Origin of the sequence: Methylobacterium isbiliense (assembly GCF_022179325.1) — a bacterium.
GTDB classification, from domain to species: Bacteria; Pseudomonadota; Alphaproteobacteria; order Rhizobiales; family Beijerinckiaceae; genus Methylobacterium; species Methylobacterium isbiliense.
This window is the reverse complement of record NZ_BPQQ01000020.1, coordinates 1-12,064: the sequence shown is the minus strand read 5'-3', so window position 1 is coordinate 12,064 and position 12,064 is coordinate 1. Positions and strand designations below refer to the sequence as shown.

General features: G+C 65.1%; 9 protein-coding genes and 3 pseudogenes. 6 read left to right on the top strand and 6 right to left on the bottom strand.

The window, feature by feature from the left end; translation table 11 throughout:
• Window positions 1-170: 170 nt before the first annotated feature.
• From MFF61_RS09485 to MFF61_RS09465, 5 genes are all read right to left on the bottom strand, one after another.
• Window positions 171-1,400 carry an integrase gene (locus MFF61_RS09485; protein ID WP_238234853.1) on the bottom strand — a complete coding sequence of 410 codons (1,230 nt, stop codon included), beginning with the start codon at window positions 1,398-1,400 and terminating at the stop codon, window positions 171-173.
• Window positions 1,390-1,644, bottom strand: coding sequence for a hypothetical protein (locus MFF61_RS09480; RefSeq protein ID WP_238234852.1), 255 nt, complete (start codon window positions 1,642-1,644; stop codon window positions 1,390-1,392). The genes MFF61_RS09485 and MFF61_RS09480 overlap by 11 nt, the downstream gene beginning before the upstream one ends.
• A gap of 13 nt (window positions 1,645-1,657) precedes the next feature.
• Window positions 1,658-3,907, bottom strand: a complete 2,250-nt coding sequence (locus MFF61_RS09475; protein ID WP_306423386.1) for a plasmid replication protein, CyRepA1 family — start codon at window positions 3,905-3,907, stop codon at window positions 1,658-1,660.
• On the bottom strand, window positions 3,897-5,096 hold the full coding sequence (locus MFF61_RS09470) for a hypothetical protein (protein WP_238234850.1): 1,200 nt from the start codon (window positions 5,094-5,096) through the stop codon (window positions 3,897-3,899). The genes MFF61_RS09475 and MFF61_RS09470 overlap by 11 nt, the downstream gene beginning before the upstream one ends.
• Before the next feature lie 293 nt (window positions 5,097-5,389).
• Window positions 5,390-5,638, bottom strand: coding sequence for a hypothetical protein (locus tag MFF61_RS09465; RefSeq protein ID WP_238234849.1), 249 nt, complete (start codon window positions 5,636-5,638; stop codon window positions 5,390-5,392).
• 836 nt (window positions 5,639-6,474) lie between these two features.
• Between MFF61_RS09465 and tnpC the strand changes: the two are divergent.
• Together tnpC and MFF61_RS09455 are read left to right on the top strand one after the other, a co-directional pair.
• A pseudogene (gene tnpC / locus MFF61_RS09460) lies at window positions 6,475-7,757 on the top strand (IS66 family transposase).
• Between the two features lie 67 nt (window positions 7,758-7,824).
• Window positions 7,825-8,520 (top strand): hypothetical protein, encoded by a 696-nt coding sequence (locus tag MFF61_RS09455; RefSeq protein WP_238234848.1) that lies wholly within the window; start codon window positions 7,825-7,827, stop codon window positions 8,518-8,520.
• 13 nt (window positions 8,521-8,533) lie between these two features.
• On the opposite strand, the pseudogene MFF61_RS09450 reads toward MFF61_RS09455, so the two are convergent.
• Window positions 8,534-8,653 (bottom strand): annotated as a pseudogene (locus MFF61_RS09450) (IS5/IS1182 family transposase); the annotation flags it as partial.
• 287 nt (window positions 8,654-8,940) lie between these two features.
• Between MFF61_RS09450 and MFF61_RS09445 the strand changes: the two are divergent.
• From MFF61_RS09445 to MFF61_RS09425, 4 genes and pseudogenes are all read left to right on the top strand, one after another.
• Window positions 8,941-9,117 carry a hypothetical protein gene (locus MFF61_RS09445; protein WP_238234847.1) on the top strand — a complete coding sequence of 59 codons (177 nt, stop codon included), beginning with the start codon at window positions 8,941-8,943 and terminating at the stop codon, window positions 9,115-9,117.
• Window positions 9,053-9,372: pseudogene (locus MFF61_RS33980) on the top strand (recombinase family protein). The gene MFF61_RS09445 and the pseudogene MFF61_RS33980 overlap by 65 nt, the downstream one beginning before the upstream one ends.
• Window positions 9,373-9,384: 12 nt before the next feature.
• Entirely contained in the window at window positions 9,385-9,720 is a 336-nt protein-coding gene (locus tag MFF61_RS09430; protein WP_238234845.1) for a recombinase family protein, read from the top strand.
• Window positions 9,721-10,715: 995 nt separating this feature from the next.
• A protein-coding gene (locus MFF61_RS09425) for an IS630 family transposase (RefSeq protein ID WP_238234844.1) occupies window positions 10,716-11,659 on the top strand; the annotation gives its coding sequence in 2 pieces (ribosomal slippage) (window positions 10,716-11,037 and window positions 11,037-11,659; 945 coding nt in all).
• Window positions 11,660-12,064: the final 405 nt, after the last annotated feature.

Below are 12,064 nucleotides of genomic sequence, written 5' to 3'. Positions count from 1 at the left end.
GGCAGCCTGATCGTCCCGGCTTCGCCCGGTGACCTCGGTGGCCACGCCGCAGCTACACCACGCCTGGGGACACGACCTAGGTCTGGAACGGGTCAGGAGCGGCGGTATGCAAGTCGCGTCAGCCCTGTTCACCGGAGCGATGGGCACGAAATAGCCCAGATCCCCTCCCCTCACGTTCCACCCTGAGCCGCTCGGTGCGCCAGCCGCAACTCGGCCACCCGCCGTGACTTGCCCAGCGCGCCGCGCGAGTAGCGCTGCGTCGTCGCGGTCTGCGCGTGAGCCGCCGCCGAGCGGATGTGGTCGAGGTCCGCGCCCGCGTCCTCCGCCTCCGTGATTGCGCCCGCCCGCGCGTCCATGTTCCACACCTGCCCCGGCAACCCGGCCGCGCGCGCCACCACCCGCCACTCCCGCCCGTAGGCCGACTCGGCGTAGGGCCGACCGGCAACCTCGTCGATGATCAGCGGACCCGACCGCCGCTCCGGCGGGATCCGGTCCAGCAGGTCCATCACCAGCGGGCAGAGCCGCAGGTCGTGGGCGGCGAAGGCGCCGGTCTTGGTGGTGGCCTTGCGGATCACGAGGTCGGCCGAGAGGTCCTCCCAGGTCAGTCCCCTCCCCCAGCGCCGGCCGTTCAGGACGAACCCACCCGGTGATACCGGCTTGCCGTCGGGGAGCGGCTCCCACTCGCCGATCACGTCCCGCTGCCGCATGGCGGTCTCGAACTGGAGGGCGGTGCCCAGCGCCAGCGAGAGGCGACCCATGGCGATGGCCTGGGGGATGAAGGCCTCGACGTGGGAGAGCTGCATCACCACCCGCCGGCGGGGCGGCTGGGCGAAGCGGGCATGCCGCAGGACGGTGTAGAGGCGCTCGCAGCCCGGCAGCTCGGCCATGACGCCGTAGGCGCACAGCTCGCGCAGCTTCTTCACCAAGCCCCAGGCACGCCGGATCCTTTCCCGTCCGCCAGGCGTGGCGGGACGCCGCGCGACGTCGTACCAGCGCTGCACGTCGCCGATCTTCACCGCCAGGATCTGGCGGTTGCCGACGGACTTCTCGAGCAGCCGCAGCACGTAGGTGTCCGCGCGGCGGCTGTTGTGCTTGAGCCGCTGGAAGGGGCTGGCCGGGTCGGTCTGGTAGCGGCGGGACAGGCTCAGGATGGTGCCGTCGAAGCGCGCCTGCTCGCGGCGGCTGCCGGCCATGTAGGCGCGCATCTCGGCCTGCAGCTTCTGGCAGGCCGCCTCGATCAGCGGTCGGTGGGCCGGGTCATCGGGGGAGTAGGGTAAGCGGAACACCGACGGGCGGAAGCCGGCCTTCACGGCCTTGTGGGTCGCGACCCAGTATGGCCGGGACCCGCCGCCGGGGTTGGGCCGGAGCTTCAGGCCCGGCGCATCGAGGTCAAAGGGCATCGAGGTTCTCCGGGCCGTCGGGCGCGAGCGCCTCGGCACCGGAGAGACCGTACCGCGCCAGGAAGTACGCGCGGACCGCCGGCCAGAAGCGTCCGCCCATCAGGGGGTCGATGCGTGGCAGTCCGTCACGCTCCAGCACCTTGGCCTTGGCAGCCCACTCCCGCGGGCTCTGGCTCAGCCGCCGCGCGATCTCCGCCTCCGACGGGAAGAGGCCGTCGTCGCGAGTGGGAGGTCTGCGGCGCATCGGGGACCGCCCGTCAGCGCGAGGCGGGACGACGGCCGGCGCGAGGCCGATGGGGCTTACCCGTGCCGTCCAGGGCAGGCACTGGGGCAGGATCGGCACCGGCCCCCTCCCCTGCCTCCGGCAATGGAGGACCAAGACGGGTTGCCGCGACCGGTTGGATGGGGTCTCCGGCCGCGGCCTCGCTGTTCGGCAGCGTGCGTACCTCCCCTCCCGGCCCCCGATCCTCGACCTCTCGCGGCGGGGACAACTGGGGGCTTTCTATGGAGATCATTTTCCCCTCGTCCTGTGATGTCCCACGTTGGCCCCGCGCGAGTTCGGCGGCGCGCTCGATCTCCCTCTCGGCCTCGCTCCACTCCTCGGCTTCCTCGGGATCCATATGCGGCCCGTAGCGGTCGACCAGGAATGCCCAGCCCTTCTTCCGCGCCCGACGGTCCGCGATCCCCTCCATCGCGGACAGGGTGGTCGCCTCGAGCCGGTAGCGGCGGATCTTCCTACCCGCGATCTTCAGGCTTCCGGCCTTGGTGAGGGCGAGCCCCAGCAGGCCGAGCACCTGCCCCAGCTGCTGCGCCGGCTTCCTCAGGACGTCCGAGCGCACCTCGCAGCCGAGCAGGGCCTCCAGCGGCCCCTTGTTGTCGATCATGAAGCGCGCGAAGGCCTGGAGGTCGCGGGTGTCGAGCACCGCCTCGGCGTCGAACGATCCCGCGACGCGTCCCTCCGGCACCAGTTCGAACGCCTCGGCGTGCGGGGCCAGCCGGCCCGCCTTGCCCACGCTCGCATCCATGGCGAGCGGATCGTGCCGTTGCTCCCGCCACACCGGCGTCAGCCGCAGAAGCCGCACGAGGGCCGGGGCGAGGTCCTGCCGCTCGTCGCCGATGAAGCTCAGATCGCGGTGCAGCGGCTCGAGCGGGTCGGCCGGCACGGCCTCCGGCGGGAGGCGGGTGACCTCTTGGAACCGGCGGACCTCCCGTCGGCCCCTGCCATTGCGATCGAAACTGACCAGCTCGGGCGAGGCCTCGGCGCGGTAGAACAGCTCCAGGCGCGTGCGATCGTAGGCGTTGCGAGTGGCCTCGCTGACGACGGTGCCCGCCTCGAGAGCCTTGCGGACCTCCTCGAACTCAGGCCGCGGCAGGACGGACGCGCCCGTGATCCGGGCCTCGAGTTCCTCGCTGGCCAGAACCTCCCCGTGCTTCAGGGCCGAATAGCCGTCGATGCTGCGGTCGAGGTTCTTGCCGACGTGAATGATCGTGCAGTTCTGCGCCTGCTTGTAGCGGACGTAGTTGCCGCGCAGGTTGTTCTTCGAGGCGCGCTCGGCCGACTTCAGGATGACCGCCATCTCGATCAGCGGATCGTCCTCGAAGAAGCGTGGCTTGCCGTCGTCGTCGAAGTCATCCAGTATGTCCTTGTAGAGCCCGGCCTGCAGGATGTCGTGCCGCACCACGTCGGGGTGCGTTTCGAAGTTGAAGCGGCGGGGCGTGATATAGATCTTGACGACGCCGGGGTGACGCACGCGGGCGAGCTGCTGGTCGAAGTCGAGGTGGGTGTTGATCCCCGGCTCGCAGAAGCCGAACACGGCATCCACCAACTTGGCGTTGTCGGGGAAGGTGATGTCCACCCCGGTGCCGAGCGAGGGCGAGCAAAGGATGACGTCGTAGGTGGCGGCCCGCTCGGCGGCGTTCGCCACGAAGTCCTGCACCTCGGCCCGCGAACCGGTGTCGGCCGTGATGGTGATGAGCCGCCTGCTGTCGCCGAACTGCTTACGGATCACGGCCTCGAGCTTGACGATCAGCCCCTTCGAGTTCGCAGTGACGAAGCAGCGCTTGCCCTCCGCGACGGCCTGCAGCAGGTCGTTGATGAGGTGGTTCTTGCTCGCGTAGAGCTCGATGGTCTCCCCGTCGACCGCGGGCGTCTCGTTGACCCAGAGATGGATCGGCTTCTGCAGAACCCAGTTCCCGTTCTCATCTTGCCGGCTGACCATCCGGGCGAGGGTGTTGTGGGTCAAGTATCCGATGTCGGCATCGAGCGCGACGACGTGCTTCGCCTGTCGCACCACGTGCCTCAGAATCTTGTAGATGCGCTCCTGGTTGCCGCGCGAGGTGATCGTGTCGGAGAAGAGGTGGGCGAACACCTGCTCGGACTCGTCGATGACGACGAGGTCGAATTCGTCCGGAAGGTGGATCTGCGGCAGGCTGTCGAGGCAGATCCCGAACCGCCGGGGCATCTTACGCCTCCGCCGATTTAAGTTGGGCTTCTTCTCAGCTGTCATCCTCATCCTCCCACAGGAAGTCCTCGAGAGAAGCTTCGTGACTGCTTGGGCGATTGCCGAGCTTGGCGGCCTCGGTCGCGTCGAGGTAGCAGACGAGGCCCAGCCGCCTGCAGCTGCCCCGGATGAGCGTGCGCCGGTGGCCCAAGAGCAGGATCGTCTTCACGCGCGCGGCCATCGACTTCACGGCTTCGGTCTTGCCGCTGCCCTTCTTGCTCCGCGCGAGCGTGATGCCGGGCAGCGGCTCAGGGGGAGCCGGCCGCCCGGAGGCGAAATGAACCCGGCACCCGGTGAGGCGCTCACGGGTGAGCACGTCCTGGCTGGGTGATGCGTCCGTCCCGGGCCGAGCGGCCCCGGCGGCAGCTGCGACGGCCCGCGCCGCGCTGACGAAATCGTCGGGGTCGTACTCGTCCTGCCGCTGGTCATCGGGCCAGTAGGTCTTCCTACAGGTCGAGCAGAACACGCCCGATATGCCGTGACGGTTCTGAAGGACGAAGGCGCTCGCGTTCTCGTCCGGGTGGACGGGACAGTGCACGACTGACTTCGGCGGGGCGTCACACAGCAGCATCCGCCGCCCGTCGGCCAGCCGCAGCTCCTGATCACGAGGAAGCGTGACGAACGAGCGGCGGCTGACGATCTCGCTGGTCGGGAGATCGGTGTTCTCGGGCAGGGCGGCGTCGGCGATCAACTCGCGCAGCAGTTCGGGGCTGACCACACCATCGATGGGGTGCACCTCCGCCTCGGTGTTGCCGAAGCTGATCCGGGTGGGGTCGGTCGCGGCCATGTCGCCGCCGAGGCGCCGCGCCAGACCACTGCTGATCGCCTTCATCCGGCGAGAACAGGTGACGTCCTCGGGGAGGGGGAAGACGATGCGGAAGCGGTGGGCTTCCGGGCTGTGCCGCTTCGTCGTGTAGAGTAGGAGGGCATTCTGCCGGACGAAGGGGTTGGCGAGCGCCTCCTCGACCGTCATGCCGTGGTCCACATCGACGGAGGCGATGTTGCAGCCCTGGAAGTTGCTCCCCTTGCGGGAACCTTTGAGCTGCGCGCAATAGGCCCAGCCGAGCTGCGTGACCGCAGCGGTGAACTCGTCGACGGTGACCTCGACGTTCTCGAAGCCGTGAGCGAAGAGGCTTGCGTTGCCGGCCTCGTTCTTGTCGATGAGATGTGGATTGAGTGCGATCTTCAGCTTCAACACGGGAGTTGTCATGCCGCAATCGCTCTGGAGCGGACGCTCCGCGGTCTCCACGTGGAAGACAAACGGGTACATCGGTTCGATAACGCAAAGTTTTCTGAGCGCAGGCGGTACCGCAATCGCGTACTTCGGTGCCTGCCGATGGGAAGTTGAGGCTACTCACGCCTGCCCGGAAACCAAACTTGCACTTGATTTAACAGGTCCGACCGCCCGGTTAAGTGCGAACTCAGCTAACTGTCGCTCGAGTGGTCGGCCCTGTCCGAGACAGAATAGGCTACTCGCCCGGTTTCATCTCAGGGATCATTGGAGATCGGCTGACGTTCATTGACGTATTCATCGATCATTTCAAGCAAATGTTTGATCTCATTCTTCACTGCTTCTGGATCGGTTTCGCCGAGTACAGTGCCACGCACAATACCGCCTGAGCAGAAACTAATGTTAACTATCGATACGAGGTCGCCTTGGGATTGCTCCTTCTTGAGATCCTCAATGAAATCAGCTACCGTCATGCTTGTGTCGACCAAGATGGTTTTGCGCTGCATGTTAATTCTCCTATTACCAACTCTCTAGTTTCGAATTTTGGCTAGACGAGATAGGTTTTCAGTATCGGATGGAGATCCAAGTGACGACTGTCGCAGCATCGGACCAGATCAGCTGCCCGTCTCATGAGGATAGAGTTGACGGGTGTTGACATCGAGAGTGCGTCGTGCTCCAGCCAAACACCAAAATTCATCCTCAGAGCCAGGGCTATGCAGAAATTGATATCCTCTTGTGATTGCGAAACTTCTGACAGATAGATCAGATCTCGTTTGTACCGGGGAAGTCTGTCTGCGAGGTCCGGAATTTTCTCTTTTAGTGCAGGCATGATCTTCGGTATTTGGGCAGTCTGATACGAAATTGCCTCATCTAGCACTTCCGGATTTTTGATGTCCGGACCAATCACAGGAACTGAGATATACTGCATTGTGATCATCTTTCTGATGACATGTTCGGAAAGCAAATACTCACGAATTCCGGATCCGGCTGCACAGCCGTGCTCCGACCGAAGCGCAGCGTCTCGCTTTCCTGACGACGCGACGCACAGCGCTGGTATGCGGGACGCTGAACCCCTGTCAGCGCAAATCTTGCGACGCCAAAAGGCCGTCGCGTGCTTTCCGTTGTGGCTGTCCGATTTCAGGCATACCCTGACGAGTTGGTTGACGTACTCTCAAGAACGAGCTGGGAAAGGCGACGTGGCAGTAGAGCTGCTCCTCGCCCTCTCTTAGCGTGCAATTACTCAGGGAGTGGGCTCGGTCGCGGCGTGACGCCGGCGAGGAGCCGATCCGGGGCGCTCGCGGCGCCTCTTGCCGAGAGCTGATTTCGCTGATTCCCTCGTGAGATGGGCCGCAGCGATCTTGAGCGTTTGAGCAAAGAGGAGCTGATCGAGCCGGTGCGGCGGCTGCAGCGCCCGGAGAAGACCTCGCGCACCTCGTCCAAGCCGCCTTCCACCGATCGCAAGGAGCGGCGCGAGCAGGCCAAGCCCGGCGGCGCCAAGCCGGGTCACGAGGGCCACAGCCGGACGCTCAGCCCCGATCTTGACGAGGTCGTCGCCCACCGCCTGGGTCAGTGCCCTTGCTGCGGAGGTGCCTTGGCTGCGGACCTGCCGGCCGAGATCGTCAGCGTGTGCGAGCAGGTCGAGCTGCCCGCGGTGGCGCCGATCGTCACTCAGCATCAGCGGCTCGCGGTGCGTTGCCCGTCCTGCGGCACCCGCGTTGTTGCCCCAGTGCCGCAGGCGGCGGCCCGCACGCCGTTCGGCCCGCGGCTGCACGCGGTGGCGACCTACCTGAAGACCTTCCAGGCCCTGTCCTACGAGCGGCTGCAAGCGGTGGTGGCCGACCTGTTCGGGCTCACCCTGAGCCAGGGCGGGCTGATGAACCTGTTGCGGCGTGCGCAGGGCCGGTTCGTGGAAGGCCGTGAAGCCGCGGTCTCGGCGCTGCGCCGGGCCGCGGTGGTCGCCTCGGACGAGACCGGTGTGCGCATCGAGGGCAGCACCTCGTACCACTGGGTCTTCCGCTCGGACGCGGCGGTCGTTCATCACGCCGCCCCGACGCGGGCTGCCTGCGTCGTGCACGCGATGATGGACGGGCACCGGCCCGCGGTGTGGCTGTCGGATCGCTACACCGCCCAGCAGGGGCACGGCGAGCATCACCAGACCTGCCTGGCGCATCTGGCGCGCGTCGTCGCCTACGCGGTCGAGGTCAGCGACGACCCCGTGCCGCTGCGCCTGCAGCTGTGGCTCGGGTCCGTGTTCAGCCTGGCCGAGCGCGTCTCCGATCTGGCCGCCTCGACCCTCTCGGCCAAGCGCCGGGCGCTGGAGCGGCGGCTGGCGGAGATCCTGTCCGCGCCGAGCCGGTGCGACCTGACCCGCGCTCTGCAAGCCAAGATCGGCCGGGCTCGCGACCAGCTCCTGGTCTTCCTCGACCATCCCGGTCGCGTGGAGGTCACCAACAACGGGTGTGAGCGCGCGCTGCGCCCGGCGGTGGTGCAGCGGAAGGTGACGAACGGCTACCAGGCCATGTGGGCGGCCGCGGGGGGGAGGCGGACGTGCGCACGGTCGTCGACACCGCTCGCCTCTCGGGCGCCGACACCTTCGCCACCATCCTCAAAACCATCCGCGCCTGAGCCCGACGACACAGGCGTGGGTAATAACCTTAGCGTGACTTCAGATTGGAACGTGGAGACAGCGGCCATGACTAAAGCGCGAGCGTTTGAAGTTCGCGATCCAACGGCGGAATGGCCCGGTGATTGCGCATCGGACTTCGTTGTTCGCTTGACGGATCCGGGCTGGGCCGAACTCAGGGCGCTTGGCTTCCCTGATGCGGCGCGGAGGGAAGTGGATAATGAACTTTCGCTGCTGATTCTGAACCTCGAAGGTAACGTCCAAGTGCGCGCCGCTATAAACCAAAGACAACTCAGGAGATGCGTCAGGAGAATGAAAGAGAAGGTGTTTGCGATAAAGAGCGATCTCGATTACATCGCAAAAATCGACACTCAACTGAGTGACTATCTGAGTGATTACGTTGATGAAGGCCTCGATGCAGCATTCAAGGCACGCGATTTAGTAAAAGATCTTGAAAAGTTGCTCGATACAATCCGCCTTCCTCGAGTCCCTAATGCACATACTCATTTGAGCGAGTTTCTGTTTGGCTGCAGCCGTGTTTCCGGTGTGCAGTTTACAAGGACGAAGAAAAAGGGTCAGACTGTCTACACATTACGGAGACTGGCCGCCAGCGCTGTCGAGTCGTATGCAAATCTGTATGCAGGGTACTTCGGAGAACCAAAGATGGCGATATTTCGGGATTTAACCCGTTCTATGTCGCACATTTCGCCAGAAGGAGCGCTAGTACGAATCACTGCTGGAAGGAAATCCCAGCCGAACCCCTAGGATTTGGACCCGATCAGCACCAGTAGGCGGTCACGGCGGCCAGAGCGAGAGCTGAGGCGTAGTTGGGGGCGAGCTTGTCGTAGCTGGTGGCGATCCGGCAGAAGTCGTTGAGGCGGCAGAAGGTAGCCTCGATGGCCTTATCGCAAATGACAAGATCTGGCTGACGCGAACAGTACAGCTCGTGCCGAGTTGGCGGCGCGGTCCGCGGCCCAGCAGAGGCCGGCTCCAGGTTCCCGGTGAGGTCAATCACCGGGGAGGAGAGCATGTCGCGCGAGCGCCCGTGGCATGTTCGGCGCAGCGGCGTACCGACCGCCACCGATCAGCAGTGCTGCGACCGGGCCTATCAGCTCCTCCTGCAGTGGGCGACGGTGTCATCCGCCTCGGCCGGGACGCCGAGATCGAACCTGCCGGAGGCGGCCCATGCGCGTAGCTCTCTACGCCCGCGTCTCGACCAGCCATCAGGTCGAGCACCAGACCCTTGAGCAGCAGGTTGAGCGTCTGATCGCCCACGTGCGGCGCACGCTAACGCGGGCTGGCACCTCGATCCTGCGCACGTGTTCCGGGCCGACGGCTACAGCGGCGCCGCTCGGGGCTTGATCGCCTGCGCGATGCCGTCAAGGCTCGTGAGGTCGATCGCGTGCTCGTCACCGCGCCCGATCGCTTGGCGCGCAACTACGTGACCCGATGGTCCTCTTGGAAGAGTGGGCGCGTGCCGGCTGCGTCGCCGTCTTCTTGGACCGACCCATGAGCGACGATCCGCACGATCACCTGCTGCTCCAGATCCGCGGTGCTGTCGCCGAGTACGAACGCACGCTGATCGCCGAGCGCATGCGTCGCGGGCGGCTGGCCTAGCTGCGCGCCGGGGTGCTGCTGCCCTGGACCTACGCGCCCTACGGCTACCGCCTCAGCCCAGATCTGCCGCGCGATCTCACAGGGGTCGTGATCGAACCGGCCGAGGCCACCGTCGTGGCCGAGCTGTTCGCCATGTACCGCGAGCCGGACGCTTGGCTGCTGCAGTTGGCCCTGCACCTCAATCGCCGCGGCATCCCCACGCCCTTAGGCGCCCCGCGTTGGTCGACGCCCACGTTCCGCGGCATCCTGCGCAACTCGACCTACAATCAGGATCACATGAATCAGGCTGAGCGGACCACGTGCATAAGTAGTGCAGGGATCCCACAATCCCGCTCGTCATGCACATAGAAGCCGGGTCCGATCCCCGGGGCTTGTGGCGGCTCCGCACAGTCCACCGTCTCGTCGGCCTAGAGAGAGGCCGGGGTGCCTGGCTTGATCATCAAACGAAGGTCCCCGCGGGACCAAGATGCTGGCATATGACCAGCGCGTCGCCCCCGAGTTCCCTGATCGGCTGGGGGTGGTCGCCGCCGTATCGACCTCACGGTCGAGTGAACGAGCACGTAACAGGGCAACACGTACGGCCTGTCCTGACCGCAAGGTGTGCTGATCGGGTGTATCGCTCCGGGACGCCAGGCAGATCCTGAGATCGATCGACAGTTCGCCCCGGCAGGGTGAACTGTACCCTCCGAACACCCGGCAGAGTCTCGATCAGGATGACGAAACTAGATTGTAAAAACGAGACGGCGAAGCCTCGGCCGAGCGGAGCGAGGCCGAGAGATGACCGGGATTGATCCAACCGTCACTGACGCGGTACGCGAGGTGATCGGCAGATCTGCTTCATCCTGTGCTTCGCTCCGCTCCGCACAGGCTCGCTCCGCTCGCTGTTCCATCTGGACGATGAGATCTCATGATGGTGGCAGGTCCAGCGGCGATGTCACTCTGTCATTCTACAACACTCTGACCATCTGGTTCTGGATTCATCTTCGTCAGGTCGTTCCATAAGCGACGATTGCACGATCCCGACTCGGGGATCCAGAACGACGTTCATGTGAGTGAGGCGAGCCGATTCGACATTGACCTGAATACCGACTCGGCCATTCAACCTTCTTCGTGGGCATGGTGATTGCGGCCACGTCATCCTGCTATGGCGAGCTCTTGATCTTGCCCTCCCCCCACGACCGGCGCCCTCCCCGTCCAAGCGCATGCCGGCTTCTGACACTTCGGCGAGAGGTCTGTGTCTGTGCGGAGGCGCGATCGAGCGGCGGGGTTGTGGCTGATACTGGTGATCGCAGGCTTGGCAGTGCTTGCCGTGCTCATCCACCTGCTCTTCAACCTCCTCGTGTGTGGATCTGCGCGAGCGTGTGGTCGCTGCCGTCGCGGCGGGGGCCTCCTGCCATCGCGCCGCGGCTCGCTTCGGGGTCAGCGTGTCGAGCGCCAGCCGCTGGTCGGAGCGCTTCCGCCAGGAGGGGCAACTCGCGCCCAAGCCGATGGGCGGCGATCACACGTCGCAGCGGATCGAGGCCCATGCCGAGCTGATCCTGGCAACCTCCAAGCAGGAGCCGCGCCTCTTCCTGCGCGAGCTGCGCAACCGCGTGGCTGAGCAGGGCGTGCAGACCAGCACGAGTGGTCTGTCGCGCTTCTTCCAGCGGCACCGGATCACCTGGAAAAGGGTGCGACATATGCATCTGAGCAGGAGCGCGCGGACGTAAGGGCCGCGCGCGAGGCATGGTTCGAGGCCCAGCCCGACCTCGATCCGGACCGGCTCGTGCTCTTGGACGAGACGGCCACGGCCACCAACATGGCACGCCGCAACGGCTGGGCTCCCCGTGGCGAGCGCTGCCGGCTCGCAGCCCCGCAGGGACATTACAAAACCACAACTGTCACGGCAGCCCTGCGCACGAGCGGGCTATGCGCCATCGCGCTGTTGGACGGCCCTACCAACGGCACGCGCTTCCGCAGCTACGTCGCCGAGACCCTGACGCCGGTCCTGCACCCCGGTGACATCGTCGTGATGGACAACCTGCCCGCTCACAAGGTCGCCGGCGTGCGGGAGGCGATCGAGGCCGCGGGAGCGCGGATGCTCTACCTCCCGTCCTACAGTCCCGATTTCAATCCGATCGAGCAGGTGTTCGCAAAGCTCAAGGCGCTGTTGCGTAGTGCGGCAGCCCGCACGATCCCGGATCTCTGGGCGGCGATCCGGGAGGTCTTCACTCACTTCACCCCGCAGGAGTGCCGCAACTACCTCACTGCAGCCGGTTACGAGAACGACTTGGCTGTCGCTACCTGACAGGGAACAGCTCTAGCTCAATCCACTGTTCCTGCGGGAACGTCACCGAGCGGATCAAAAGTGATATGCTCCGCCTCAACGGAGGTATCCCTCTTGCGATGCGGCCGGAGAACAGCAAGCTTGCCGAGCGTAAGCATCCGCCACTTCATCCTTTGACATGGCTGCAATGAGCCGGCGGGGGAAAATGGAAAGCGGCATCAGGAATCTGGGGGCAGCCATGAAGATTGCGGCGCTATTCTGTACGGCTTTCCATCTTTGCTGCGCCGCGCATCCCGCACTGTCCAAGGAGGATCCCATGGACGCATAAAGATGCATATAGCGCTGCATGCACGGTACGCCGGATTGAGCGGCAAGAACCACAGGGCCTATATGCAACGCACCGTCATGATCAGCCCCCACGGGGTG